At 70.6% G+C, this 23,545-nt stretch carries 29 protein-coding genes; 28 read left to right on the top strand and 1 reads right to left on the bottom strand.

What is annotated here, in order from left to right; all coding sequences use genetic code 11:
• Positions 1-98 precede the first annotated feature (98 nt).
• The 28 genes from fliD (at position 99) to EEJ31_RS02405 (ending at position 22,722) form a co-directional block, all read left to right on the top strand.
• Positions 99-1,439 carry a flagellar filament capping protein FliD gene (gene fliD, locus EEJ31_RS02540; protein ID WP_123044727.1) on the top strand — a complete coding sequence of 447 codons (1,341 nt, stop codon included), beginning with the start codon at positions 99-101 and terminating at the stop codon, positions 1,437-1,439.
• An 11-nt stretch (positions 1,440-1,450) separates the two neighbouring features.
• Complete coding sequence (gene fliS, locus EEJ31_RS02535) at positions 1,451-1,876, top strand: flagellar export chaperone FliS (protein WP_325049329.1); 426 nt, start codon at positions 1,451-1,453, stop codon at positions 1,874-1,876.
• Positions 1,863-2,168 (top strand): hypothetical protein, encoded by a 306-nt coding sequence (locus EEJ31_RS02530; protein ID WP_123044726.1) that lies wholly within the window; start codon positions 1,863-1,865, stop codon positions 2,166-2,168. The genes fliS and EEJ31_RS02530 overlap by 14 nt, the downstream gene beginning before the upstream one ends.
• A gap of 130 nt (positions 2,169-2,298) precedes the next feature.
• Positions 2,299-2,640 carry a flagellar basal body rod protein FlgB gene (locus tag EEJ31_RS02525; RefSeq protein WP_123044725.1) on the top strand — a complete coding sequence of 114 codons (342 nt, stop codon included), beginning with the start codon at positions 2,299-2,301 and terminating at the stop codon, positions 2,638-2,640.
• On the top strand, positions 2,640-3,032 hold the full coding sequence (locus EEJ31_RS02520; protein WP_123044724.1) for a flagellar basal body rod protein FlgC: 393 nt from the start codon (positions 2,640-2,642) through the stop codon (positions 3,030-3,032). Before EEJ31_RS02525 ends, EEJ31_RS02520 begins: the two co-directional genes overlap by 1 nt.
• Positions 3,032-3,331 (top strand): flagellar hook-basal body complex protein FliE, encoded by a 300-nt coding sequence (fliE, locus tag EEJ31_RS02515; protein WP_123044723.1) that lies wholly within the window; start codon positions 3,032-3,034, stop codon positions 3,329-3,331. Before EEJ31_RS02520 ends, fliE begins: the two co-directional genes overlap by 1 nt.
• Positions 3,331-4,938 carry a flagellar basal-body MS-ring/collar protein FliF gene (fliF, locus tag EEJ31_RS02510; protein WP_123044722.1) on the top strand — a complete coding sequence of 536 codons (1,608 nt, stop codon included), beginning with the start codon at positions 3,331-3,333 and terminating at the stop codon, positions 4,936-4,938. The genes fliE and fliF overlap by 1 nt, the downstream gene beginning before the upstream one ends.
• Positions 4,935-5,954 (top strand): flagellar motor switch protein FliG, encoded by a 1,020-nt coding sequence (fliG, locus tag EEJ31_RS02505; protein ID WP_123044721.1) that lies wholly within the window; start codon positions 4,935-4,937, stop codon positions 5,952-5,954. The genes fliF and fliG overlap by 4 nt, the downstream gene beginning before the upstream one ends.
• A complete protein-coding gene (locus tag EEJ31_RS02500; protein WP_123044720.1) occupies positions 5,944-6,567 on the top strand; it encodes a FliH/SctL family protein in 624 nt (207 codons plus the stop codon). Before fliG ends, EEJ31_RS02500 begins: the two co-directional genes overlap by 11 nt.
• Positions 6,564-7,907, top strand: coding sequence for a FliI/YscN family ATPase (locus EEJ31_RS02495; protein WP_123044719.1), 1,344 nt, complete (start codon positions 6,564-6,566; stop codon positions 7,905-7,907). The genes EEJ31_RS02500 and EEJ31_RS02495 overlap by 4 nt, the downstream gene beginning before the upstream one ends.
• Positions 7,907-8,338, top strand: coding sequence for a flagellar FliJ family protein (locus tag EEJ31_RS02490; RefSeq protein WP_123044718.1), 432 nt, complete (start codon positions 7,907-7,909; stop codon positions 8,336-8,338). The genes EEJ31_RS02495 and EEJ31_RS02490 overlap by 1 nt, the downstream gene beginning before the upstream one ends.
• Positions 8,335-9,069 (top strand): C40 family peptidase, encoded by a 735-nt coding sequence (locus EEJ31_RS02485; protein WP_123044717.1) that lies wholly within the window; start codon positions 8,335-8,337, stop codon positions 9,067-9,069. Before EEJ31_RS02490 ends, EEJ31_RS02485 begins: the two co-directional genes overlap by 4 nt.
• The gene (locus EEJ31_RS02480; RefSeq protein WP_123044716.1) at positions 9,066-10,493 is read left to right on the top strand and encodes a flagellar hook-length control protein FliK; all 1,428 of its coding nucleotides are present in this window, start codon (positions 9,066-9,068) and stop codon (positions 10,491-10,493) included. Before EEJ31_RS02485 ends, EEJ31_RS02480 begins: the two co-directional genes overlap by 4 nt.
• A 13-nt stretch (positions 10,494-10,506) precedes the next feature.
• Complete coding sequence (locus EEJ31_RS02475; protein ID WP_123044715.1) at positions 10,507-10,965, top strand: flagellar hook assembly protein FlgD; 459 nt, start codon at positions 10,507-10,509, stop codon at positions 10,963-10,965.
• A 10-nt stretch (positions 10,966-10,975) separates the two neighbouring features.
• Entirely contained in the window at positions 10,976-12,148 is a 1,173-nt protein-coding gene (locus EEJ31_RS02470; RefSeq protein ID WP_123044714.1) for a flagellar hook protein FlgE, read from the top strand.
• A 198-nt stretch (positions 12,149-12,346) separates the two neighbouring features.
• A complete protein-coding gene (locus EEJ31_RS02465; RefSeq protein ID WP_123044858.1) occupies positions 12,347-12,664 on the top strand; it encodes a flagellar FlbD family protein in 318 nt (105 codons plus the stop codon).
• Positions 12,664-13,428 carry a motility protein A gene (locus EEJ31_RS02460; protein ID WP_123044713.1) on the top strand — a complete coding sequence of 255 codons (765 nt, stop codon included), beginning with the start codon at positions 12,664-12,666 and terminating at the stop codon, positions 13,426-13,428. The genes EEJ31_RS02465 and EEJ31_RS02460 overlap by 1 nt, the downstream gene beginning before the upstream one ends.
• The gene (locus EEJ31_RS02455; protein ID WP_123044712.1) at positions 13,425-14,246 is read left to right on the top strand and encodes an OmpA/MotB family protein; all 822 of its coding nucleotides are present in this window, start codon (positions 13,425-13,427) and stop codon (positions 14,244-14,246) included. The genes EEJ31_RS02460 and EEJ31_RS02455 overlap by 4 nt, the downstream gene beginning before the upstream one ends.
• A gap of 98 nt (positions 14,247-14,344) precedes the next feature.
• On the top strand, positions 14,345-15,274 hold the full coding sequence (locus EEJ31_RS02450; protein ID WP_123044711.1) for a flagellar motor switch protein FliM: 930 nt from the start codon (positions 14,345-14,347) through the stop codon (positions 15,272-15,274).
• Positions 15,271-15,972: a flagellar motor switch protein FliN gene (fliN, locus tag EEJ31_RS02445; RefSeq protein ID WP_123044710.1), complete on the top strand. Its 702-nt coding sequence runs from the start codon at positions 15,271-15,273 to the stop codon at positions 15,970-15,972. Before EEJ31_RS02450 ends, fliN begins: the two co-directional genes overlap by 4 nt.
• Positions 15,973-16,473: a FliO/MopB family protein gene (locus tag EEJ31_RS02440; RefSeq protein WP_123044709.1), complete on the top strand. Its 501-nt coding sequence runs from the start codon at positions 15,973-15,975 to the stop codon at positions 16,471-16,473.
• Positions 16,470-17,330 carry a flagellar type III secretion system pore protein FliP gene (gene fliP / locus EEJ31_RS02435; RefSeq protein WP_407643189.1) on the top strand — a complete coding sequence of 287 codons (861 nt, stop codon included), beginning with the start codon at positions 16,470-16,472 and terminating at the stop codon, positions 17,328-17,330. Before EEJ31_RS02440 ends, fliP begins: the two co-directional genes overlap by 4 nt.
• Positions 17,330-17,605 (top strand): flagellar biosynthesis protein FliQ, encoded by a 276-nt coding sequence (gene fliQ, locus EEJ31_RS02430; protein WP_123044708.1) that lies wholly within the window; start codon positions 17,330-17,332, stop codon positions 17,603-17,605. The genes fliP and fliQ overlap by 1 nt, the downstream gene beginning before the upstream one ends.
• 13 nt (positions 17,606-17,618) lie before the next feature.
• Positions 17,619-18,377, top strand: coding sequence for a flagellar biosynthetic protein FliR (locus EEJ31_RS02425; protein WP_123044707.1), 759 nt, complete (start codon positions 17,619-17,621; stop codon positions 18,375-18,377).
• Positions 18,378-19,472: an EscU/YscU/HrcU family type III secretion system export apparatus switch protein gene (locus EEJ31_RS02420; RefSeq protein WP_123044706.1), complete on the top strand. Its 1,095-nt coding sequence runs from the start codon at positions 18,378-18,380 to the stop codon at positions 19,470-19,472.
• A gap of 19 nt (positions 19,473-19,491) precedes the next feature.
• Positions 19,492-21,522, top strand: coding sequence for a flagellar biosynthesis protein FlhA (locus EEJ31_RS02415; RefSeq protein WP_123044856.1), 2,031 nt, complete (start codon positions 19,492-19,494; stop codon positions 21,520-21,522).
• Positions 21,503-22,414 carry a hypothetical protein gene (locus EEJ31_RS02410; RefSeq protein WP_148040111.1) on the top strand — a complete coding sequence of 304 codons (912 nt, stop codon included), beginning with the start codon at positions 21,503-21,505 and terminating at the stop codon, positions 22,412-22,414. The genes EEJ31_RS02415 and EEJ31_RS02410 overlap by 20 nt, the downstream gene beginning before the upstream one ends.
• Positions 22,414-22,722, top strand: a complete 309-nt coding sequence (locus tag EEJ31_RS02405) for a carbon storage regulator (protein WP_123044704.1) — start codon at positions 22,414-22,416, stop codon at positions 22,720-22,722. Before EEJ31_RS02410 ends, EEJ31_RS02405 begins: the two co-directional genes overlap by 1 nt.
• 121 nt (positions 22,723-22,843) lie before the next feature.
• Here EEJ31_RS02405 and EEJ31_RS02400 read toward each other — a convergent pair.
• Positions 22,844-23,545 (bottom strand): HNH endonuclease signature motif containing protein (locus EEJ31_RS02400; protein ID WP_148040110.1); only part of this gene is annotated, 702 nt, incomplete at its 5' end.

Here is a 23,545-nt window from a genome sequence, read left to right as displayed (position 1 = left end):
CCAGCTGGTGGCCGTCGGCGGATGAACTGGACCTCATCCGCCGGCGCCACCAGCTTTTCTCGTAACCAGCATCATCCGTTCGACACCTCGGAGGAACCATGGGATCGACTCTCGCCATCGACGGTCTCGTCAGTGGCCTCGACACCACGGCGCTCATCAACTCCCTCATGCAGGTCGAGGCCGTCCCGCAGACCCTTCTCAAGAACAAGGTCTCCGAGGCGCAGACCCTCGTCACCGCCCTGCAGGGGCTCAACACGAAGGTCGCGTCCCTCGCCGACCTCGCCGGCAAGACCGCCGCGCCCGCGGCCCTCGACCTCTACTCCGCCACCAGCAGCTCCTCGGATGTCACGGCGACCGCAACCTCCGCCGCCGCCCCCGGCCAGCTCGACGTCACCGTCGACCAGCTCGCCTACGCGCAGAAGTCGGTCTCGGCGTCGATGACGCAGTGGCCCGCGTCGCCTCCCGTGCTCACGGTCGAGAGCAGCGACGGCACCCTCCACGAGATCACCGCCGCATCGACCTCGCTCGACGACATGGTCTCGGCGATCAACACGTCGGATGCCGGCATCACCGCCACGAAGGTCTCGATCGGCGGCGGCAACTACCGTCTCCAGTTCACCTCGAACACCATCGGCGCCGACGGTGCGTTCACGCTGTACCAGGGGAGCGGCACGGCGACGCCGCTGGCCACCACCCCGATCCAGGCCGCGCAGGACGCCTCGATCACGATCTGGGCCGGCACCCCCGCGGCCCAGACCATCACCTCCACGAGCAACACGTTCACCGACCTGCTCCCCGGGGTGTCGCTGACCGTCTCCGCCGTCTCCATCGACCCGGTCAGCATCACCGTGAAGCGCGACGACAACGCCATCTCCAAGAGCGCTTCCGACCTCGTGGCGTCACTCAACGGCATCTTCTCGGAGATCGCGAGCAAGTCTGCCGTCACGACCAACACGGACTCCTCGGGCACCACCAGCGTCAAGGGCGGCGTCTTCACGAGCGACAGCACCGTGCGCGACGTGAACGAGAGCCTGCTCTCCGCCGCCACGCTCCCCGTCGACGGCATCTCGCCGTCGGAGTACGGGATCAGCATCAACAAGTCGGGCTCCATCGACTTCGACCAGGACGCGTTCAAGGCAGCGCTGGCCAAGGACCCCGTCGCGACCAAGGCGGCGCTGCAGGAGATCGCCTCCCGGGTCTCGGACGCCGCGACCGGCATCTCGGACAAGTACGACGGAACCCTCAGCCAGGTCATCAGCGGCCAGCAGTCGGAGGTCAAGGACCTCAGCACGCAGGTGGACAGCTGGGACAGGCGCCTCACCGACCGCCGCACCACCCTCGAGCGCACCTACGCCGCGCTCGAGGTGCAGCTCAGCAACCTCAACAAGCAACAGTCCTACCTCTCCTCCCAGCTCGCCAGCCTCCCGAGTTCGAATTGATGATGATGTCGATGACCACCAATCCCTACGCCCAGCGCTCCCAGTACAATCAGGACGCGATCCTCTCCGCCACCCCGGTGCGCCTGCTCACGATGCTCTACGACCGCCTGCTGCTCGACCTCGGCCGGGCCGAAGCCGCGCAGTCGGCCGAGAACTGGTCCGTCGCCGGCGAGAACCTGCTGCACGCGCAGGCCATCGTCTCCGAGCTCTCCTCCACGCTGAGGGTCGACGCGTGGGACGGCGGCGAAGGCCTGATGGCCCTCTACACCTATGTGTCCACGGCGATGATCAGCGCCAACATCCACCACGACATCGAGCGCACCCGCGAGAGCATCGCGCTGCTCGAACCACTGCGGCAGACCTGGCACGAAGCGGCGGCGATGCTGCCCGCGCAGGCGCCGGTCACGAACATCGGAGGCACCCTTGGCGTCGCTTGAGCAGACCACCCTTGAACCCCACCTGGCGGCGTGGGAGCTCGTGCTCGATGAGCTCGAGGCCAGCCTCGCCATGGCGGGGGAGCCGACGACGGGCTGGGTCCCCCCGGCCGGACTCGGCCTCATCCCCGAGGCCCTCGTCGAACGCGCGCAGGCCCTGAACCGCGCACAGCGGATGCGGGTGGCCGAGCTTGAGAGCGCCAAGCGCGAGACGGCCGCGCACCTCACCGCGCTCCGGAGCATCCCCGCACTCCGCAACACCGCCGCATCCGTCTACCTCGACGTCGCCGGATAGCCGGGAGAAAAGAAAATCCCGCACACGTCTAACGAAACCTGAGTGAGCGCCGATAGCTAACAGCGAGCACGGATCGCTCGCACCTCTCGGCCACGGACCGGCCTTCGTTCGACATGAAGCGGGTTTTGTCGTGTTCGATTCCGTGACCGCCACGGCGCTTTCGAGCGCCCTGGATGGCCTGGCGCTCCGCCAGCGCACCATCGCCAACAACATCGCCAACGTCAACACGCCCGACTACCACGCGAAGCGGGTGGCCTTCGAAGACGCCCTGGCCGCGTCGGTCGCCGCGGGGGACGGGCAGGCGACGCCGACGACCGCCACCTCCCTCGAGCCGACCAACACCAACGGCAACAACGTCAACCTCGACACCGAGACGCTCTCGAACATCGACACGGTGCTGCGGTACCAGTTCGCGAGCCAGGCAGCCAACCACCAGTTCTCCTTCATGCGCGCCGCGCTCAGGACCAACTGATGACGTTCGACGCGATCGGGATCGCCTCCACCGGCCTCACCCTGCACCGCAAGTGGCTGGACGCCGTCTCCGACAACCTCGCCAACGCCAACAACGCCTCGCCCACGAGCGGCAACGCCTTCCAGGCCCGCTATGTTCTCGCCCAGGCGGGGGAGGGCGTGAGCGGCGCCTACGTGGCGGGAGCCGCGCTGGGCGACGCCGAAGGCCGCCTCGTCTACTCGCCCGACCATCCGCTGGCCGACGCGGAGGGCTACGTGCGCTACCCGGACATCGACATGGCCGAGCAGATGGGCGAGCTGATCATGGCGCAGCGCGGCTACCAGGCTAACGCCGCCGTCGTGGACCGCGCGAAGACCGCGTACGAGGCCGCCCTGCAGATCGGACGCAACTGATGCCCATCCCCGCCATCGGCTCCCTGCCGGCTGTCAGCGCGACCGACATCTCCTCGAAGGCCGTCCCGTCCACCGACGGGTCGGCTTTCGGCGCGAGCCTCGGTGGCGCCGTCGACGGGCTGCAGCAGCTCGAGTCCACCTCGAACCAGCTCGCCGTCGCGGCCGTGACCGGTGACCTGACCGACATCCACGCCGCCACCATCGCCGCGAGCCGGGCCCAGGTCACCCTCGAACTCGTGGCCGCCGTGCGCAACAAGGGCGTCGACGCGTTCAACGAGATCATGCGAATGCAGGCCTGATGCCCACCCAGGTCTCCTCGGCGTTCCGCCGCTTCGCCGCCACGCTGCGCGAGTTCACCCTCGCGCAGCGCACGGTCGCGATCATCGGCGTCGCCGTGCTCGTCCTCGGCGTCGCGGCACTGACCATGTGGGCGACGAAACCGTCGTACACGCCGCTGTTCTCCGGGCTCAGCGCAACGGATGCCAGTTCCATCGTCGACCAGCTCAACACCGACGGCATCCCCTACCAGCTGAGCAACGGCGGCGCGACGATCCTCGTGCCCAAGGACAACGTCTACGACGAGCGCCTGAAGGCGGCCGCCGCCGGCCTGCCCTCCTCCTCGACCGGCGGATACTCCCTCCTCGACAAGATGGGCGTCACGGCGTCGGAGTTCCAGCAGTCGGTGACCTACAAGCGGGCACTCGAAGGGGAACTCGCCTCCACCATCGAGGCCATGAAGGGCGTGAAGACGGCCTCGGTGCGGCTGGCGATCCCCGAGGAGACCGTCTTCGTCTCCACCAAGAAAGACCCGACGGCATCCGTTTTCGTTGAGACGCAGAACGGCGTCACCCTCTCCAGCGACCAGGTGCAGGCGATCGTGCACCTCACCTCCGCGTCGATCGAGAACATGGCGCCCACCGACGTCGCCGTCATCGACGCGCAGGGCGTCGTGCTCTCCGCCGTCGGCGTCGGCGCCACCGGCTCCGCCGACAAGCAGGCCTCCGACTACGAGAGCCGGGTGCGCACCGCCGTGCAGACCATGCTCGACAAGGTGGTCGGCCCCGGCAACTCCACGGTCGTGGTCGCCGCCGACATGAGCCGCGAGTCCGCGCAGCAGACCTCCGAGACCTACACCTCGCCGACGCAGGCACCCGCCCTGAACGAGGCCGTGAAGAAGGAGACGTACACGGGTGCCGGCGGATCCCAGGCCGGCGTGCTCGGGCCCGACAACATCGCCGTGCCCGCCGGGACCGATGGCAAGGACGGCACCTTCACCTCCGAGGACACCACGCGAAACAACGCGCTCAACAAGGTCACCGAGGAGCGCACGATCCCGGCCGGCGCCGTCACCCGGCAGACCGTCTCGGTCGCGCTGAACGCCGACGCCACCTCGGGCGTGAACGTGAACGACATCACCAACCTCGTGACCGCCGCCGCCGGAATCGACACCACCCGTGGTGACGCCGTCACGGTGGCGAGCGTGAGCTTCAACAGCGCGGGCGCCAAGGCGGCAGCGGATGCGCTGGCCCAGGCCGAGCAGCAGGCCGCGGCCGAGCGGTTTGCCGCGATCGTGCGCCTGGCCATCATCGTCGGCGGAGCCGTGATCACCTTCGTGCTCGGGCTCATCCTCTACGCCCGGCGTTCCCGCAGGCAGACCCGCGAGTCGATCGAACTCGGTGAGCTCTCCGAGGCGCCCGCCGCGCTCGAGGGCACCGCCATGCCGGCCGGGCTCGAAGCGCCCACCGTTCCGCTCTTGATCGCCCCGCCGCCGGCCCCCGAGCCCCCCGACGGCGCGACCGCCGAGGCCAGCCGCCGGCGCGCCGAGATCGACTCCCTCGCCGGGCGCGACCCGCAGAAGGCCGCCGACTTCCTCCGCGGCCTCATGGATGACAGGCAGCCGGTATGAGCGAGGTACTGACCGCACTCAGCGGAACCCAGAAGGCCGCCATCGTCCTGATGAACATGGACCAGCAGCGCGCCGCGCAGGTCATGAAGCAGTTCAGCGAGGTCGAGGCCGAGGAGATCGCCGCCGAGATCGTGCGCCTGCGCCGCGTCGACGCATCCGTGGCCGAGAGCGCCCTCGAAGAATTCCACAGCCTCACCGTCCGCGGGGCGCGCGGCGCCCGCGGGGGCCGCGACTTCGCCGTCGGACTGCTCGAGGCCTCCTTCGGCGCCGAGAAGGCCGCCGGCGTGATGAACCGGGTGGCCTCGTCGATGGCGGGCAAGGCGTTCGAGTTCCTCGACACCGCGGAGCCCGGCCAGATCCAGACCCTCCTCGACGGCGAACTGCCGCAGACCATCGCCCTCATCCTCGCCCACCTGCGGCCCGAGCACGCCTCCGCCGTGCTCGGCGGCCTCGATGACTCCCTGCGCACCGACGTCGCCCAGTGCATCGCCACCATGGGCAGTGCCGCGCCCGAGGCGGTGCGCGTGGTCGCCGACACGCTCAAGATCCGGGCCGGCGCCGTCGTGTCCTCCCGCGAGGCCACCGAGGTGGTCGGCGGCGTGCAGCCGCTCGTCGAGATCATCAACCGGGCCAGCGCGGCCACCGAGCGCGCGCTCCTCGATGGACTCGAGGCCCGCGACCCCGACCTCGCCGAAGAGGTGCGCTCGCGCATGCTCACCTTCGCCGACATCGTCAAGCTCGACAGCCGCGACGTGCAGCAGGTGCTGCGCGGCATCGACGCGGCCGTGCTCGCGATCGCCATGAAGGGCACCACCGAGTCGGTCGCCGAGGTCATCCGGGCCAACATGTCCGAACGCAACCGGGAGATCCTCGAGGACGAGATCAAATCGGCGCCCCCGGTGCGCATGTCGCAGGTGGAGGAAGCGCGTGCGCAGATCGTCCGCGCCATCCGCGACCTCGAAGCGCAGGGCAGCATCACCGTGCTGCGCGGAGACGAGGACGACTATGTTCTCTGACGCCACCTCCTCCCGCCCCGCATTTTCGGCAGTGAGCTTCCCGCGTCTCGGCGACGACGTGAGCGCCGGGTTCGAGGAGCAGGCGCGGGCCCGCGGCCACGCCACCGGCTACACGGACGGCCTCCGCGCGGCCCGCTCCGAGGTCGAGGCCCGGGTGCGACGCCTCGAGGCCGACCACCAGGCGGTGGTGGGGGAGCTGCGCGCCAAGCACGAGAGGGCCGTTGCGGTGCTCGCCGCCGCGACGCGCGCCCTCGACGACCGCACCGTCCCGGTGCTCGCCGACGCCCACGGCGCCCTGGCTGCGGCCGCCCTCGACCTGGCCGAGGCGGTGCTCGGCTACGAACTGGACGATGAGCCCCGCAGCGCCCGCGCCGCCCTCGCCCGCGCCCTCCACGAGGTCGACGTCGACCTCGTGCGCGTCGTGCGCATGCACCCCGCCGACCTGGCACTCATCGATGCCGAGGCGCGCGCCCGCGCCGGCGTGCGGTTCACCGCGGATGCCACGCTCAGCCGCGGCGACGCGATCACCGAGTTCCCGGACGGCTACCTCGACGCCCGCATCTCCTCGGCCCTTGAGCGGGCCAGGGCCGCCCTCCTCCGGGAGAATCGATGACCATCGCGCCCCCGGCCCCCCGCACGACAGCCCACAACCCGCTGTCGTTCGTCGCTGCGCGCGCTGCCGCGCAGCCGGAACGGGTGGGTGTGGTCTCGTCGATCGTGGGGCTCGGACTCGAGGTCACGGGCCTGCGCGCGGCCATCGGCGACCTCATCACCGTGGGCGAGCGCCCCCGGGTCGACGCGGAGGTCGTCGCGACGACGCGGGACGGCATCCGTTGCATGCCACTCGGCCGCCTCGACGGCATCACGGCCGGCGCGCCCGCCCGCTCCACCGGCGCCCCGCTGCTGGTGCCCACCGGGGCCGGGCTCTTCGGACGGGTGCTCGACGGACTCGGCCGCCCCATCGACGGCAAGGGCCCGCTCGAGGCGAGCACCTTCGTCCCGTTGCAGAACGAGACCCCCTCGGCGATGCACCGCGCCCGCATCGAGACGCCGCTGCAGCTCGGCGTGCGCGTGCTCGACACTCTCACGACCGTGGGTCGGGGCCAGCGCCTCGGCCTCTTCGCCGGATCCGGCGTCGGCAAGTCGTCGCTGCTGTCGATGGTGGCCCGCGGCACGGATGCCCGGGTGTCGGTCATCGCGCTGGTCGGCGAACGCGGGCGCGAGGTCCGCGAGTTCCTCGAAGACGACCTCGGCGAGGAGGGCCTGGCCCGCTCCATCGTCGTCGTGTCCACCTCCGATGAGCCGGCGCTTATGCGACTGCGGGCCGCGTTCGTCGCCACCCGCATCGCCGAGTCCTTCCGCGACCAGGGCGCCGACGTCATGCTCATGATGGACTCGCTGACCCGCGTGGCCATGGCGCAGCGCGAGATCGGGTTGTCGGTGGGGGAGCCGCCCGCGACGCGCGGATACCCGCCATCGACGTTCTCGCTGCTCGCCCAGCTGCTCGAACGCGCCGGAACCGGGGAGACGGGCTCGGTCACCGGCATTTACACGGTGCTCGTCGACGGCGACGACCACAACGAGCCCATCGCCGACGCCGCCCGCTCGATCCTCGACGGCCACGTCGTGCTCGACCGGAAGCTCGCCGTCGTCGGACACTTCCCGTCCGTCGACCCGCTCGCCTCGATCTCCCGCGTCGCCTCCCGCGTCAACACGCCCGAGCACACCCGGACCGCCACGGCGCTCCGCACGGTGCTCGCCGCGCGCAAGGGTGCGCAGGACCTCCTCGACGTCGGCGCCTACCAGCGCGGCACCAACCCGCTCGTCGACGCCGCCGTCGACCACGAACCCGCGATCAATGCGTTCCTGCGCCAGCGCATGGACGACCAGACCGAGGCCGCCGAGACGTGGGCGCGGCTCACCCACCTCACCGGCCTGTTGGGAGTGAACTGATGGCCCGCGTCTTCCCGCTCTCCGGACTGCTCCGACTGCGCCAGCTGCAGCAGGACCAGGCGGCGAGCGAGCTCGCCGCCGCCAACGCGCGGCTGCGCGAGAGCCGGGTGCGCCGGGACCGGGCGCGCGGCGCCCTGGGCGCGACCTCCGCCGACGCGACGAGCGTCGAAGCCCTGTACGCGCTCGCCGCCGCCCGCGCCTCCACACGCAGCATGCTCGCCGACCTCGACGCCCTCGGCCGGCACCACGAAACCGGCGTGCAGCAGGCGCAGGCCGCGTTCGACCTGGCCCGAGCCAGCGCCGTGGGCCTCGAGAAGCTCGCCGCCCGGCACGCCGAGGAGGCCGCCCGCGAGGAGCGGCACGAGGAGCAGGTGGTCCTCGACGAGATCGCCTCCACCGGGTGGCACCGCGACCAGGAGGCCGGCCGATGACGATGATCGAGGCGATGGGCCGCATCCAGCAGATCCAGTCCACACTCCAGCAGCTCCGCGGCGTGCAGGCACCGGCGTCGACGGGTGCCACGGCCGCGACCGCCGGATCGGCGGGATTCGCGACGTCGCTGGCCGGCGCGCTCGGCGCCGCGGCAGCAACCTCCACCGGCACCGCCACCGCGCCGGCGAACCCGGGCGCCGCCACCGGCTCCGACGTGGTCGCGGCAGCGGAGAAGTACCTCGGTGTGCCCTACGTCTTCGGCGGGGAGGACGCGAGCGGCATGGACTGCTCCGGGCTCGTGCAGCGCGTGTACGGCGACCTCGGCATCGACATGCCGCGCCTCGTCTCCGGGCAGATGACCGTCGGAACCGAGGTCGGCTCGCTCGCCGAGGCCAAGCCGGGCGACCTCATCGTGACCGGCGGCGGCGACCACATCCTCATCTACGCGGGCGACCACAAGGTCATCCACGCGCCGTACGAGGGCCGCACCGTCTGCCTCGTCGACGCCTACATGGACGACTCCGACATCGACACCATCCGCCGCGTCATCCCCGACTCGCCGGCCCCGACCGCCGCATCCGCCGTGGCCGCCCTCGCCGGCACGGCAGGGCTCGGCGGCACCGCGCTCAGCGGCACTGGGCTCGGCGGACCCGGGGCCGGGCTCGGCGCCGGCGGCAGCGACATGCTCTCGGCAGCACTCGCCTCCATCGTGAAAGGAAGCGCCTCATGAGCCTGTTGCTCGGAACCACGCCACCGCCCGCGGCGCCGGCCGCGAAGGCCGCGTCCCGCCCGGGCGCGCCCTCCGATGACGGTGCCTTCGCCGCCGTGCTGAGCGACACCGTGGCCCCGACCGCCGACCACGCGACGTCCGCCGCAACCGGATCGACGGCGTCCGGCGCCGACGACGCATCCGACGGCACCGCAACGGATGCCGGCGCGGGCGCCGCCGCGCCCCTGGTCATTCCGGCGGTGTTCGCCCAGGCCGCACCGCTCGTCGCCGGAACCGCCGCCGGCACCGCCGTCGCCGGTACCCCCGCTGCGGCCGGAGCCTCCGTCGTCGCAGTCGCCGGTGCGCCGTCCGGCGCCGTGCCCGCCCTGGCTGCTGCTTCGGCCGCTCCGGTTGCGGGCGCGACCGCGATCGCACCGGCGAAGCCCGGCCAGGGCGAAGCGGGAACCACTGCGGGCACGGCTGCCGCCGGTCCCGCCTCGGCAGCCCCGGCCGTCGCGGGCCGAGCAGCGGTGGGCCCCGCAGCGGCGCCCGCCACGACGGTATCCGCAGCGACGGTGCCCGCAGGGATGGTGTCCGCGACCGTACCCGGAGGGACGGTGTCCGCAGGAACGGCCCCCGCAGTGCCGTCCTCCGCTTCGTCCGCCGCGCCCGCCACTCCCGCGACGACCGCCGCCACCGCCCCGCCGGCGACCGCGCCCGCCGCGGTGCCCGGCGTGCCCGTAAAGGCAGCCGCAGCCACCTCGGCCGCATCCACCACCGCTGCACCCGCCCCGCCCGCACCCGCCACGACGCCGGCGCTCCCGGACGCGGCCGTCACACCGGATCCCGCGGCATCCGCCGTCGACGCGCCCGCAGATGCGCTCACCGCCGGGCCCGCGACGCCCGCCGACCCGGCATCGGCCGCCGCACCGGTACCCGCTCCCGCCTCCGGCTCGGCCACGGTGACGGCGCCCGGTGCCGTGGCGCCCGCAGCGCCCGCCGCGGCCGCCGCGCCCGCCACAGCGCCCGCACCCCTGGCCACACAGATCGCGGGTCCGGTGTTCTCGCTCGCCGCGGCAGGCCCGGGGGAGCACGTGGTCACCGTCACCGTCACCCCCGACACTCTGGGCCCGGTCACCGTGCGTGCGCACGTCACCGCAGACCGCGTGCACGTCGAGCTCTTCGCTCCGAACGACGCCGGCCGCGACGCGCTGCGCGCCATCCTCCCCGACCTGCGCCGCGACCTCGCCGGCTCCTCGGCGCTGTCCACGAACCTCGACCTGTCAGCACACGACCAGGCGCCCGACACCGGGCAGAACCCCGACCGGCAGGCGCGGTCGGCCGTCGAGGACCGGGCGAGAGCGCCCCGGCACGCGGTCGAGCCCGCCATCCCCGCCTCCTCCCGTCGGCACTCGGCATCCTCCCTCATCGACGTACTGGCCTAAGGAGAGACCCACCATGACGATCGACAGCGTCACCCCGGCCGCGCGCACCGCGGGCATGTACACCACGCCCACGGCCACGCGCGAGCCGAAACAGACCATGGACTCCGAGGTGTTCATGTCCCTCCTGGTGACCCAGCTGCGCAACCAGGACCCGAGTTCCCCCATGGACACGAACCAGATGATCTCGCAGACGACGCAGCTGGCCATGATGGAGAAGATCACCGCCCTCTCCACCACGAGCGACGAGAACTTCTCCCTGCAGATGCGCATGGCCGCCGCCGGCCTCGTCGGCCAGCAGGTCAGCTACACGGATGCCGACGGCGCCACCGTCAGCGGCACGGCCACCGCCGTCTCCTTCGCCGGCCCGGTTCCCCTCGTCACCGTCGGCGGCGCCGACATCGCCCTCGACGCCATCGCCGGCGTCGCCACCGCACCGCCGGCATCCGCCGCACCCACCACGCCCGCCAACTGAAAGGCACACCATGCTTCGCTCGCTCTACTCCGGAATCTCCGGGCTCCGTGCCCACCAGACCATGCTCGACGTGGCCGGCAACAACATCGCCAACGTCAACACCGTGGGCTTCAAGGCGTCGACCGCCGAATTCGAGGACACCCTCTCGCAGGTGATCAAGGGCGCCGGTGGCGCGCAGGCCCAGGCCGGCGGCACCAACCCCGCCCAGATCGGCCTCGGCGTGAAGGTGGCGGCGATCTCCACCAACTTCACCCAGGGTTCGGCGCAGGCCACCGGCAAGGCCACCGACCTCATGATCAACGGCGACGGATTCTTCACCGTTCAGGTGGGCGGTGAGGCGCTCTACACCCGCAACGGGGCGTTCGGCTTCGACTCCGACGGCCGCCTGGTCACCAGCGACGGCGCCTTCGTGCAGGGCTGGACCGCGCAGAACGGCGTCATCACCGACACGGGGGCCGTGGGAAACATCACGCTCACGAAGGAGACCGTCGCCCCCGCCCAGGCCACCACGAACGCGATCTTCACGGGCAACCTCCCCGGCGACGAGGCCGACGGCGCTGTCCTCACCCGCGACGTTCCGGTGTACGACGCGCTCGGCAACAAGAGCACCACGCAGCTGACCTTCACCAAGAGCGTCTCGGCCGGCGGCTGGGATGTCAGCGCCGGTGGGACAAGCCTCGGCACCCTCGCCTTCACCGACGGTGAGCTCCAGGGCAGCGGCACCATCACCGACGCCGCCTCGGGCGTGACGTACGAGTTCGGCGGCGTCACGAGCTTCGCGGGCGTCACGAGCATCGCCATGTCGAGCCAGGACGGCCGCAACGCCGGCACGCTCGAGTCGTACAGCATCGGCAACGACGGCACCATCTCCGGGTCGTTCTCCAACGGCGCGATCGCCCCGATCGCCCGCATCGCCCTCAGCACCTTCGCGAACCCGGGCGGCCTGGAGAAGGCGGGCGGCTCCACCTACCGCGCGAGCGCCAACTCCGGTGCCATCATCACCGGCCCCGCCGGCTCCGCGGGCCTCGGCTCGCTCTCCGGCGGCTACCTCGAGATGTCGAACGTCGACCTGTCGCAGGAGTTCACCAACCTGATCGTCGCCCAGCGCGGCTTCCAGGCCAACGCCCGCATCATCACCACGTCCGACGAGGTGCTGCAGGAGCTCACCAACCTGAAGCGCTGATAACCCCCTCCTCGACGGGAAACCGTAGTCGTGGCCGCTGAACGTCGCTGAAAACGACCACGACTCCGGTTTCGCGGAGAGGGAAACGCATCCCCCTACCACTGATGGGTGAAACCCGCGCCTAACGGCGACGGCGGGTCGGCCGACAGTGGTGCTTGACGACTCAGGATGAGTCGCGCAAGAACAGGGATGGAACCCATGATCGTAGTCACGCGGCTGAACGACAGTCGATTTGCGATCAATCCCGACCTCATCGAACGCATCCACTCGAACCCCGACACCACCCTCGTGATGGTCGATGGCGCGAAGTACATCGTGACCGAGTCGATGGATGAGGTCGTCGAACGGATCGCCGCGTACCGGGCGCGCGTGCTCGCCCTCGCCTACGAGCCCCAGCCCGCGCAGCGTGGCAATGGCCGCCCATTGGGGCTGGTGTCGGCAGCGGATGACGCGGGCCCCGACGACGATATCGGTGACACCGGCAACACGGTGCCGCTGCGCCCGCGGAGGAAGTGATGGATCCCGCAACCCTGATCGGCATCCTGCTGGCGTTCGGTGCCCTGATCACGATGCTGACCCTCGAGGGCTCCCACATCTCGGCCATCCTGCTGCCGGCCCCCATGATCCTCGTGTTCGTGGCGACCATCGCCGTGGGCGTCGCCGGCGGCACGCTGAAAGACGCGCTTCACTCCTTCAAGGCCCTGCCGCACGCGTTCAAGGGGAAGGTCACCCCTCCGCAGGAGATCATCGACCAGATGGTCGGTCTCGCCGAGACCGCCAGGAGCAAGGGACTGCTCGCGCTGGAGCAGGAGGCGGACAACGTCGACGACCCATTCCTGCGCGGCGCCCTGCAGAACATCGCCGACGGCACCGACGGCGACGAACTGCGCACCCTCCTCGAGGACGAGATCGCGACGAAGTCCAAGGGGGATCGCACCGCCTCCCGGTTCTTCATGTCCCTCGGCGGATACGCGCCCACGGTCGGCATCGTCGGCACCGTCGTCTCGCTCACGCACGTGCTGGAGAACCTCTCCTCGCCCGACGAACTCGGTCCCATGATCGCGTCGGCGTTCGTCGCCACCCTGTGGGGCCTCCTCTCCGCCAACTTCATCTGGCTGCCCATCGGCACGCGGCTGAAGCGGCTCGCCGACCTCGAGGTCGACCGGATGACCCTGCTGCTCGAGGGCGCGCTCGCTGTGCAGTCCGGAAGCCAGCCGCGCCTGCTCGGCGAGCGACTGCGCGCCATGGTCCCGGCCGAGGCCCTCCCGAAGGCGGCATGAGCGCCCGGCCCCGCCGGCGCAAGCTCGGCGACGACGAAGAGGTGCACCCGGACGAGCGCTGGATGGCCTCGTACATGGACATGGTCACCGTGCTGATGTGCATGTTCATCGTGCTCTACGCCATGTCGACGGTTGACCAGAGCAAGTTCAAGCAGCTGGCGAACTCCCTCGCGACCGGCTTCGGCACGGTCGCCTCCGAGAACGTCGACGCGGCGGAGGGGGTGATCGTTCCGCCCGACCTGGTGAAGGCGGACGGCGCCGGCTTCACCGACACCGAGACGAACGTCGAGACCGACCTGGACCTCGCCCGCGACGAGGTGGCGAAGCTCGTCAAGATCCGCGACGAGATGCGGGAGAACCTGCGTCGCAACGGCGTCGAGGACCTGGTGCAGTTCAAGATCGACGAACGCGGCCTCACGGTCGGCCTCGTCGGCTCCGAGACCTTCTTCCGCCCGGACCGGGCGGACCTCAGCGCGAAGGCGACCGTGGTGCTCGATTCCATCGCCCCGGCGCTGGCCACCGCGCACCGCAACGTCTCCATCGAGGGCCACGCCGACAAGCACGGCCGCACCATCAACTTCCCGACCGACTGGGAACTCTCCTCGGGCCGCGCCACCCAGGTGCTGCGACGCCTGGTGGAACACGGGGGAGTGCCGCCCGGTGAGGTGGGTGCCGTCGGCTACGGCGCCGCCCGCCCGGCCGCCACCGGCGACGCACTGGAGGACATGGCCCAGAACCGCCGCGTCGATGTCGTCGTGCTCTCGACCCTCCCCGACAAGGCACGGAAACTCATCCCGGGGGTGGTCGCCCAGCCCTGACCGGGAATCTCCGGAAAACACCACGACAGCCCCTTACATCGGTGACGGGGCTGCCGATAGTGACCGTTGTGACGGTCCAGGAACAATCAGGCAGCGGTATGCCCGCGCGCGGGACCCGCTCCGTGGACGTCTACGACTTCCGCCGTCCGACCACGCTCGCGCGCGAACACACCCGCGTGCTCGAGCTCGCTTTCGAGACCTTCGCCCGCCAGTGGGGAACGCAGCTGACCGCCAAGGTCCGCGTGGTGTCGCAGGTGGCCTGCGAGCAGGTCATCATGTGCACCTACGACGAGTACGCGGCGTCGCTGCCGCCCACCACGGCCATGGTGCTCTTCGCCCTGGAGGACTTCGACGCCAAGGCCGTCGTGCAGTTCCCGACATCCGCTGCCCTGTCGTGGGTGGGTCACATGCTCGGCGGCAACGGCACGCAGATCGTCACGGGGGAGCGAAAGTTCACCCTGATCGAGCAGGCCCTGCTGCGCCGGCTCATGGAGGACGCGCTCGAGGACCTGCGGTATTCGCTCGGTTCGCTCCTTGTCACCCCGATCAGCGTCGACGGGATCCAGTACAACTCGCAGTTCGCGCAGGCCGCTGCCACGGGCGACCTGATGATCGTCGCCGGCTTCGAGATCCGCGTGGGGGAGAGCATCGCTGCGGCCACCGTCGCGCTGCCGGCGGATGCGCTGCTGCCGCAGCTGGGCGAGACGAACCCCACCCGCTCCACCGCCAACGCCAAGGAGCTCGTGCATGCGCAGCTGGCCTGGGTGCCGGTGGATGTGTCGCTGCGGCTCGCGTCGGCCCGGGTACTGCCCGACCGCATCCTCAATCTCGCTGTCGGCGACCTGCTGCGCCTGCCGCACCCGCAGCACCGGCCGCTCGACGTCGCCGTCGGCGGCCAGCCGCTCGCAGGCGCTGCGGTGGGCGCCAACGGGTCCCGGCTGGCCTGCGTCGTGACCTCCACCGACTTCGGCGACGCCGCCGCACCACTCACCACCCCCGCCATGCACGTCCAGGAGAACTTCAGATGAGCCCCACCCAGACGCTCCAGACCGCCGCCGCCGAGGCGCTCGTCGGGCTCCTCCCGACGCCGGTCCCGTTGCAGGTCCGCGCGGTCGACGCCATCCCCGCCGGCCGCTCCGCGGGCGCCGTTGTCGGCTCCTTCGTGGGCTCCACCTCCGCAGACCTCGCGGTCGTGATGACCGACACCTCGGCGGTCCGCGCCGCTGCCGGCACCGACACCCCGCTGGTCGCAGCGGCCGACGTGCTGCGCCCGGCCCTGGAAGCCGCGTCAGCCGTACTCGGCAGCGGCGTGCTCGGCGACACGCGCATCGACGACGCATCCGCTGTCTTCGCCGACCCAGAGACGGTGCTCTTCGAACTCAGCGACAACGGCATCGAGGCGGGCTGGTTCGGGATCCGCGTGCGCGCCAACGGCGCGATCGGGAACTCCGTGCGGCCGCTGAACGATTCGGTCGTCGGAAAGCTCGGCCGCATCAGCAACGTGGAGATGTCGCTGACCGTCGAGATCGGGCGCACCCGCATGTCGGTGCGGGACGTGCTGGCCCTCGAACCCGGCGCCGTCATCGAACTGGACCGCTCAGCCGGAGCGCCGGCCGACGTGCTCCTCAACGGGCGCCTCATCGCGCACGGGGAGATCGTCGTCATCGACCAGGACTACGCCGTGCGCATCACGCAGATCCTCGACGTCGCCGAGGGCCTCTCGTAAGTGGACACCGTTCTCGTCGCGTTGCGTGTGGTGCTGTCCCTGGCCGTTGTGCTCGGGCTGCTCTGGTATGTGCAACGCCGCGTCACCGGGCGGGCCGGGGCGAAGCGCTCAGCGGGCATCGTGACGGTGGTGGGCCGGCACGCCATCGGCCAGAAGGCATCCGTCGTCGTCGTCGACGTGGAGGCCACCCGGTTCGTGCTCGGGGTCACCGAGCAGAACGTCACCGTGATCCACACCGAAGCGCGCGGCGCGATCGCCCGCGCCCGCCACACGGCCCCCATGCTCGAGGCGGTGCCCACGACGGCGCAGCGTGACGACGAATTCGCGCGCCTGTTGGCGGATGCCGCGGCGGACCAGGAGGAGAAGCCCTTGGAACCGCCGCTCGTCTTCCGGCCGCGCCGCGAACTCCACCACCCGGAACGCGCCGGCAAGCTGGGCGGCTCCATCCTCTCGCCGGCCACCTGGCAGCAGACCGCGGCCGCACTCCGGCAGGGACGGTGAACGCGGCCGCCTCGTATCGGCGAGCGAGGATACTGCGCGCCTGCGTGCTCGCCCTGCTGGGCCTGGCCATCGTCATCGCCGTGGTCATGCTGTCCGCGGGAGCCGGCCACGCCGCCCCGGGCGACCCGGTGGCGCCGACGGACCCGGCCACGCCAACAGCGCCCGCGACACCCGGCACGGGCGGCGGCTTCACGGTGGAGATCAACGGCCCGGACGGCGCCCCCTCGTCGGCGATCGTCACCCTCGTCGGCATCACACTCCTGTCGGTCGCTCCAGCGCTGCTGCTCATGATGACGTCGTTCACCAAGATCTTCGTCGTACTGGCCATGACCCGGAACGCGCTCGCGCTGCCGTCGATCCCGCCGAACCAGGTGCTCGCGGGACTCGCCCTGTTCCTGTCGCTGTTCATCATGGCGCCCGTGATCACCGACATCAATACGCTGGCCGTGCAGCCATACCTTGCGGGGCATATGACGTTCACCGATGCCATCGGGACCGGCTCCGAGCCGCTCCGGCAGTTCATGCTGGGCCACACGCGTGAGGAGGACCTCGCCCTGATGACCCGCACGGCCGGGCAGGAGAACCCGGAGTCGGCGGCGACGGTTCCGATCCTCACGCTGATCCCCGCGTTCATGATCTCCGAGCTGCGGGCCGCGTTCATCATCGGCTTCGTCATCTTCGTGCCGTTCCTCGTCATCGACCTCGTCGTATCCGCTGCCCTGATGTCGATGGGCATGATGATGCTGCCGCCGGTGATGATCTCGCTGCCGTTCAAGATCCTGCTGTTCGTGCTCGTCGACGGCTGGGGGCTCATCATCACGTCGCTCGTGAGCAGCTATCACACCGGGGGTGGCTGATGGACTCGAACGCCGTCCTGGACATCGGCCTGCAGGGCCTCGTCATCGCCGCGAAGCTCTCGGCGCCCATCCTCGTCACCGCGCTCGTCGTCGGATTCGCCGTGTCGCTGCTGCAGTCGATCACTCAGATCCAGGAAGTGACGCTGTCCTTCGTTCCGAAGGCGATCGCCGTGTGCCTCGCCCTGCTGGTGGCCGGCCACTGGATGATCTCCGAGATGGTCGCCTTCACCCACCAGATGTTCGAGAAGATCCCGTCCCTGCTCGGCGGCGGCTGATGGGCGCGCGGCCGTGAACCTCACGCTCGACTTCACCTGGATCGAAGCCGTCATGCTCGCCGCCGTGCGCATGACGGCCTTCCTCGTCATCGCCCCGCCGTTCTCCTACAACGGCATCCCGGTGCGCATCAAGGGCATGCTCGCCATCGGGCTGGCCTTCGCCGTGTCGCCGCGGGTGACGCCGGGGTTCACGTCACCCGACACGGCGGGCTTCGTCACTGCCCTCGTGCTCGAGGTCGTGGTCGGGGCGGCCCTCGGGTTCCTGGTGCTGGTGGTGTTCTCCGCCGTGCAGTCCGCCGGCAACCTGATCGACATGTTCGGCGGTTTCCAACTGGCGCAGGCATTCGACCCGCAGGCCATGGTCAACGGCGCCCAATTCACGAGGCTCTACCAGATGACCGCCCTGGCGCTCCTGTTCACCTCCGGCGGCTACCAGCTGATCATCGGCGGCCTCGCCCGCAGCTACAGCGCGCTGCCGCTCGGCGCCGGCATCGACCTCGGCCAGCCCATGCACGCCGCCGTCGGCGCCGTGACGCAGATGTTCCTCGCCTCCGTGCAGATCGCCGGGCCGCTGATCGTGGTGCTGTTCCTCGCCGACGCCGGTCTCGGCCTCCTCACCCGTGTCGCGCCGGCGCTGAACGCCTTCGCACTCGGCTTCCCGCTCAAGATCCTGCTGACCCTCCTCCTGATCGTCATCGTCTTCGTCGCCCTTCCCGGCATCGTCGCCTCACTCACCGGGCACGCCCTCGACACGCTGATGGGGGTGAAGTAGATGTCGGACTCGTCAGAACGCACCGAACAAGCGACCGAGAAGCGGATGAAGGAGGTGCGGTCCAAGGGACAGCTCTCCCGGTCGCAGGACCTCACCGCCTGGCTCGGCATCGGCGCCGCGGCCGTCATGCTGCCCGCGACCATCTCCGCCGGGGCGAACGCCGCGTCGGCGCAGCTGCTCGGCATCGGCGGCCTGATCAGGCACCCGGAACCCCAGCTCGCGCTGCAGGCGCTCGGCGACGGCCTGGCCTCCATGACGGGCACCATCGCCCCGCTGCTGGCCGCAGTGGTCGTGATCGTCCTCGCCGGCGCCGTCTTCCAGGGCGGCGTGCACCTCAAGAAGTTCACCGGCAACTACGAACAGTTCAACCTGGTCTCCGGCATGAAGCGCACCTTCGGCACCCAGGCGCTCTGGCAGGGGGCCAAGGCGCTGCTGAAGACCGGCGTCGTCGCCCTGGTGCTGACGGCGGTCGTGCAGGGACTGACGCCCGTGCTGATGACCGCCGGGGGATTGCCCGTCTCCGCCCTCCTCGACGCGGCGGGCACGGGCTCCGCCTCCCTCCTGCAGGCGGCCGTCGTCGCCGGGCTCGTCCTCGCCGCGGCCGACCTGTTCGTCGTGATGCGGCGCAACCGCAAGAAGACCCGCATGACGAAGAAGGAGGTGCGTGACGAGAACAAGAGCTCCGACGGGGATCCGCTGATCAAGTCGCAGCGCCGCTCGCGGCAGCTGGCGATGAGCCGGAACCGGATGATCGCATCCGTTGCCGACGCCGACGTCGTGCTCGTGAACCCCACCCACTTCGCCGTCGCATTGAAGTACGAACCGGGCAAATCCGCCCCGCGCGTCGTCGCCAAGGGCGCCGGCGTGGTCGCCGCCCGCATCCGCGAGCAGGCCGAGACCGACCGCGTGCCGATCGTGCAGGACATCCCGCTGGCGCGCGCGCTGCACGCCGCGTGCGAGATCGGCCAGGAGATCCCGGTCGACCTGTACAACGCCGTCGCGCGCGTCCTCGCGTTCGTGATGGCGCTGCATTCCCGCGGCGCCGCCAGCGGCACGCACACCATGCACCCTGCCAAGCCTTACGGAGCTCACTGACGTGAAACGCAATCTCCCCATGCTCGCCGTCCCGGTCGCGGTCGTCGGCATCCTGCTGCTGCTCGTGGTGCCGGTTCCGGCGTTCCTGCTCGACGTGCTCATCATCGTCAACATCCTGCTCGCCCTGGTGATCCTGCTCACCACGATGTTCGTGAAGAAGCCGCTCGACTTCTCGGTGTTCCCGTCGTTGCTGCTCGTGGCCACGCTGTTCCGGCTCGGCCTCAACGTGGCCTCCACCCGCCTGGTGCTCGGCGACGGCTACGCGGGGCAGGTGATCGCCGCCTTCGGGCACGTCGCCGTCAGCGGATCGATGATCATCGGCGCCGTGATCTTCCTGATCCTCGTCGTCATCCAGTTCGTCGTCGTCACCAAGGGTGCCGAGCGCGTCGCCGAAGTCGGCGCCCGGTTCACCCTCGACGCCATGCCGGGCAAGCAGATGGCCATCGACGCCGACCTGAACGCCGGGCTCATCACCGACGTGCAGGCCCGGGAACGGCGCGCCGAGGTCTCGGCCGAAGCCGACTTCTACGGTGCGATGGACGGTGCGTCGAAGTTCGTCAAGGGTGATGCGATCGCCGGGCTCGTCATCATCATCATCAACGTCGTCGGCGGCATCGCGATCGGCATGATCCAGCGCGGACTCTCCATCACCGACGCCCTCAACACCTACGCGCTGCTCACCATCGGCGACGGCCTGGTCACCCAGATCCCGGCCCTGCTCATGGCGGTCTCCACCGGCATGATCGTCACCCGCTCCGGCGCCGAGTCCGAGATCGGCTCGGCCGCGTCGCTGCAGCTCACCCAGTCGCGCACGGCGCTTCGGATCGCCGGGGGCGCCGCCGTGCTGATGGCGCTGATCCCGGGCATGCCCGTCATCCCGTTCCTCGTCGTCGGGGCCGGCCTGATGCTCATCGCGCAGCGCGCCACGGCCCGCGTCGCCGGCGAGCTGGCCGAGCAGCAGGCAGCGGATGCCGCGGCCAACGCCCCCAAACAGGACACCACTGAGGACCTCATCGAACAGATGCGGGTGCACGCGCTCGAGATCCAGCTGGCCCCCGACCTGGTCGACCTCGTCTCCGGCGCCTCCGATGACCTGCTGGCGCGCGTGCGGGCGCTGCGCCGCAAGGTGGCCATGGACCTCGGCGTGGTGCTGCCGCCCGTGCGCACCCGGGACAGCATTGAGCTGCCCCCGTCGACGTACGTCATCCGCATCGCCGGCGTGGAAGCCGGCCGCGGCATCGCCCCGTCGGGCAAGGTGCTGGCCCTCGGCGACACCCTGGATTCCCTGCCGGGGGCGAGCACCGTCGAGCCGGTGTTCGGGCTGGCGGGCAAGTGGATTCCCAGTGAGATGCGCCACAGCGCCGAGATGACCGGCGCCACCGTCGTCGACCGGGTCTCGGTGCTCGTCACACACCTGTCGTCGATCATCAGCACCAACGCCGCCCGGTTGCTCACCCGCGAGGACGTGCGTGTGCTGACCGACGGCGTGAAACAGGTGAATCCGTCTGCCGTCGAGGAGCTCGTGCCCGGCCTGCTCTCGCTCGCCGAGGTGCAGCGCGTGCTGCAGGGGCTCTTGGCCGAGCAGATCCCGATCAACGACCTCCCGCGCATCTACGAGGCGCTCGCGCTGCGCGCGAAGGTGTCGACCGACCCCGAGGGGCTGGTGGAGGCGGCGCGGCAGGCGCTCGGGCCGGCGCTTGCGGCGCAGCACGTCGACGGCTCGTTGTTGCGCGTGATCATGATCGACCCGGTGCTGGAGCAGTCCATGCTCGAGGGTCTGCGGCCCTCCGACCACGGGAGCCAGATCCTGCTCGACCCCGCCCGCACCGAGGCGGTGCTGGGCTCGCTGCGCGAGTCGGTGCAGGCCGTGGAGCGGAACGGCCAGAGCGCCGTGCTGGTCTGCGCCCCGGCGTTGCGGCCGGCGATCCGCCGGCTGGTGTCGGCTCAGAGCGGAGGCCTGCCTGTGCTCTCGTACCAGGAGGTCACGACCGGGAACGTGAGCATCGAGACCGTCGGGGTGGTGCGCGCGAATGACTCGATTTCAACGTGAGGGCGCCAGCCTTGAGACGTTGCAGGCATCCGTTCTCGTCGAGTTCGGGCCTCATGCGCGGATCGTCGCCGCCGAGAAGGTGACCGTTGGCGGCATCCGCGGCTTCTTCGCACGCCAGCACTATGAGGTGACCGTGGAGGTGCCGGGGCCGGCCCCGTTGCCGCGGTCCCTCGACACTCCCGCCCGGCTCGGCATCGCGGCCCTCCTCGCCGAGGCGGAGGAGGCGGAGGCGCAGCTGCACGGCGCCCCGTCGCCTGTGTCGACGGGCTCTGGCGACTTCGCGGCGCTCATGGACGACCTGACCTTCACGACCGTTTCGCCCGGGGACCTCGAACTCCTGAACCCGGAGGCGACTCGGCCGCCGGTCATTCCGTCACCGCTCGCGGGGGCCGGCGACCTGGTGCTCGTCCTGGGGATCGGCGAGGATCCGCTGGTGGTGGCGCAGTCGATGGCCGAGCACGTGGCGGGGGAGGCGGCAACGGATGTCTCGGGTGCCGGCCTCCTGGCCCGCACCCGCGCTGAGTCGGTGACCGACCGGCGTCGTGCCCTCACCTGCCGGGCGCGAGGGGTGCAGAACGGATGCCCGGTCTACGTCGCATTCGGCCTCGGTTGGTCCGACGGCGAGGAGGCCGCCACGGCTGTCGCGGACCTGGGAGCGGACCAGGTGTGGGTGGCCGTCGACGTGGCGCGCAAGAGCTCCGACACCGCGGCGTGGGTGGGTGCGCTCGCGCGGCGGCTCCCCGTCGACGGCGTGGCCGTCGTGGACTGCGCGGCGACGGCATCGCCCGGGACTGTGGAGGAGCTCGGGATTCCGGTCGGATGGGCGGACGGCCGCCCCGCGGGGGATCGCGCCTCACGTCGCCAGGCCCGGCACGGCGATAGGCTGGCCTGATGCTGGTGCTCACACGCAAGCCGGGGGAGAAGATCCTCCTCGGCGACGACATCGTCATCACGGTGCTCGACGCCCGCGGCGACAGCATCCGCATCGGCATCGACGCACCGCGCGGACTCAAGATCCAACGTGACGAGGTCGTGCGCGCCGTCACCGAGGCGAACATCGCGGCTGCCACCGCGGATGCCTCCGCCGAGGACCAGCTGAGGGCCAGCCTCGGGCTGCTGCGGCCACCGGCTGCGCCCACGCCGTCGGCTGGGCCCACGACGTCGGCGGCCCCCGGTGAACCTCAAACGCCCGAGGCCTGAAGCTCGTCCTGCTCAGCGCTGCCTGCCGTGAGGCCTACTCTGAGTTTCCACTCTGAGTGCCCACTCTGAGTGCCCAGCCTGCGCGACGCTTCTCGCGAATCCTGCCAGCAGCGCGATTCTGCTAGTTGCCGTAGGTCTGTTCGAGTTGGTCGAGCAGCCGGGTGGGTGATTTGGTGGCGGGTCGCCATCGTCCGGTTCTGTCGATCCAGGGTGGGGCTTTGATCTGTGGTGACCCGTCGATCATGCGGATCTCCCACCCCGAGGTCTCGATGGTGCGGTGGTGGAACCAGCACAAACAGACACCGTTGCTCGTGTGGGTGGGTCCGCCGTCCCGGTCGGGCCAGACGTGGTGGATTTCTGTCCACGCGGCGGGGATGTCACAGCCCGGGATGATGCAGCCGCCGTCGCGGAGCATGATCGCGCGGCGCTGGGCCCGGTTGAAGGTGCGTTCCTTGGTGCCGAGTTCGACGATCTTGCCGTTTTTCTTGAGGACGACTTTTTGGAGGCCGCCGGCGCAGATCATCTGCCGCACCGCGTCCATCGAGATCGGGGTCTCCACCCCGTCGATGTGGCCGACACCGGTGCCCTGTTCGAGGTCTTCCTGGCGGACGCTGACCAACACGGTCGGGGCGTCTCCGGCGATGGTGGGGGTTTCGGCGGCTTTCGCGGCGGTGGCGACGATGACGGCGAAGATGTCGTGCCGCTTCTGGTCGGGCGTGCGCGTGTCGCCCGGGTCGCGGGTCTCACCGCGGGCGGCGAGTTCTTCGTCGATGAACGCGACCGGGGCGGTGCGCGGGCTCATATACGCGTCGATGACGCGTTT

Origin of the sequence: Cryobacterium tepidiphilum, from assembly GCF_003716325.1 — a bacterium.
GTDB classification, from domain to species: Bacteria; Actinomycetota; Actinomycetes; order Actinomycetales; family Microbacteriaceae; genus Cryobacterium; species Cryobacterium tepidiphilum.
Note: the sequence above shows the minus strand (reverse complement) of the source record. Positions and strands in the feature narration are given on the sequence as shown.